Here is a 1,585-nt window from a genome sequence, read left to right as displayed (position 1 = left end):
CCACACCGAGCCAGAAGGCCCTCACCCGTTCAAGCACCCAGCCCGCGTGTCACCAACGTCCCGGGACAACACACCTAGGGCGTGTCCGGCGGATCTTCGTCACGCGCCACCACGGCGCCCTTCAGGGGCGCGAGGAACTGTGCGATCAGCCGGCGACCGCCCGCAGCTGACACGCCACCCCGGGGCCCGGGCAATCTGCAGGCACGTCGTGGCTTGTCGCGCCCACGCGGCGGAGCCGCATATCGACACCGCCCCGCGCCCCCACGGGGCACCGCACGATCCGCCGGCCGCGGACTAGGGCAGTAGGCCGTGGGAGGGGAAGACGGCCCGGCGCGTCGCCAGGACCGCCTGGTCCAGCCGGTCCGCCGGGTCGTACCCCGACTCCGCGAAGTCCCGCCACGACGGCCGCAGACCGTCCGTCATCCGCAGCGGCCCCAGCTGCTGCGTCCGCCGGAAGACTTCCCGGCGCCATTCCTCCGGCACCGCCGACTCCGGATCCACCGGCCGGCCGGCGGCGATGCCCACCAGATGCGCCCAGGACCTCGGCACCACATCCACCACGGCGTACCCGCCGCCCCCGAGCGCCACCCAGCGCCCGTCGGCGTGACGGTGGGCCAGGTCGTGGCAGGCCTCGGCCACCAGGCGCTGGGCGTCCAGCGAGACCGCCAGATGCGCCAGCGGGTCCTCGAAGTGCGTGTCGGCCCCGTGCTGCGTCACCAGCACCTGCGGCCGGAAGGCCGCCAGGAGCTCCGGTACGACGGCGTGGAAGGCCCGCAGCCATCCGGCGTCCCCCGTGCCCGCCGGCAGGGCCACGTTGACCGCGGACCCCTCGGCTCCCGGGGCGCCCGTCTCCTCGGGCCGGCCCGTCTGGGGGAAGAGCGTGCGGGGATCCTCGTGCAGCGAGATCGTCAGGACCCGGGGGTCCTCCCAGAAGGCCGCCTGCACGCCGTCGCCGTGGTGGACGTCCACGTCCACGTACGCCACCCGTTCCGCCCCCAGCTCCAGCAGCCGGGCCACGGCGAGGGCGGCGTCGTTGTAGACGCAGAAACCCGACGCGGACCCCGGCATCGCATGGTGCAGTCCACCACTGAAGTTGACCGCGTGCACGGCCTCCCCGCGCCACACGGACTCGGCGGCGGCCACCGACTGCCCCGCGATCAGCGCGGCGGCGTCGTGCATACCGGCGAAGGCCGGATCGTCCGGGGTGCCGAGTCCGTACGCGGTGTCGGCCGACCGCGGATCGGCGGAGGCCCATCGCACGGCCTCGATGTAGTCGGCGCGGTGCACCAGCCCGAGTGTCGACTCCCCCGCCGCCGGCGCGGCGACCACCCGGACGGCCTTGTCCAACCCGTAGGCCTCGATCAGGCGCATGGTGAGGAAAAGCCGCACGGGATCCATGGGATGTCCCGGACCGAAGTCGTATCCCGTGACCGCCTCGTCCCACATCACCTGCGCCTGACCACCGCTCATGGCCGACACCGTAAACGCAGAGAAGCCCCGTTGGGAACCATGTTCCCAACGGGGCTTCTCTCAAAAGGAGTTCGGCGGTGTCCTACTCTCCCACAGGGTCCCCCCTGCAGTACCA

1 protein-coding gene is annotated in these 1,585 nt (G+C 72.8%); it reads right to left on the bottom strand.

What is annotated here, in order from left to right; all coding sequences use genetic code 11:
• Positions 1–294: 294 nt before the first annotated feature.
• Positions 295–1,470: an acetoin utilization protein AcuC gene (locus AB0K17_RS30700; RefSeq protein WP_365985011.1), complete on the bottom strand. Its 1,176-nt coding sequence runs from the start codon at positions 1,468–1,470 to the stop codon at positions 295–297.
• Between the last annotated feature and the right edge of the window lie 115 nt (positions 1,471–1,585).

It is taken from the genome of Streptomyces sp. NPDC049585 (assembly GCF_040675615.1).
Taxonomy (GTDB): domain Bacteria; phylum Actinomycetota; class Actinomycetes; order Streptomycetales; family Streptomycetaceae; genus Streptomyces; species Streptomyces luteosporeus.
The sequence above is the reverse complement of the archived record's forward strand: the minus strand, read 5'-3'. Positions and strand labels throughout refer to the sequence as shown.

Excerpts from the sequence above, each read along its gene's own strand:
- AB0K17_RS30700 (WP_365985011.1), bottom strand. The coding sequence starts at position 1,470 with ATGAGCGGTGGTCAGGCGCAGGTGATGTGGGACGAGGCGGTCACGGGA.